Annotated in this window: 1 protein-coding gene; it reads left to right on the forward strand. The window is 58.0% G+C overall.

The features are described 5' to 3' along the window. Window positions 1-588: site-specific integrase (locus tag VSR34_RS38265; protein ID WP_342965216.1), on the forward strand; the 588-nt coding region annotated here is incomplete at its 5' end. Between the last annotated feature and the right edge of the window lie 2 nt (window positions 589-590).

Raw genomic sequence — 590 nt, forward strand, 5'->3', positions numbered from 1 at the left:
CTCATCGTGCGCTGGTTCATCGGCCTCGGTCCCCGGCGTGGCGAACTTCTCGGCGTGAAGGTTCGCGACGTGGACTTCAGGAAGTGCGAAGTGTTCATCGCGCGACGCCCTGATGACCCAAGCGATCCACGCCCTAACGCACCGAATGCGAAGACACGCGACCGCATGCTGCCCCTCAGCAATGATCTGGTGCGGCGGACCCAGCAATACATCGTGAAGGAACGGCAGCTTTATCCGGCCGCGCGAAAGCATCCATTTCTGTTTGTGGCCAACGGCGGGGCGCCGCTCTCGCTGCGTGCGTTGAACGAGATATTCAAGCCATTGAGGACGAAACACCCTGAGTTCGAAGCTCTATTTCCGCACCTTTTGCGGCACACCAACAATTACAACTTCACAAAGACCGCAGATGCGAAGGGTATGAGCCCAGCAGAAGAGGAGAAAACACGCTCGCAGATGATGGGCTGGTCGGAGACGTCGGGCACAGCCGCAACCTACACCCGGCGGGAAATCGAGCGGAAGGCCCGCGAGGCTTCACTGGAGCTACAAAATAAGATGGTGGAACCACTCGACCCTGAAAATGACATATAACC

The sequence above is a fragment of the Paraburkholderia sp. JHI2823 genome, from assembly GCF_038900695.1.
Lineage (GTDB): Bacteria > Pseudomonadota > Gammaproteobacteria > Burkholderiales > Burkholderiaceae > Paraburkholderia > Paraburkholderia mimosarum.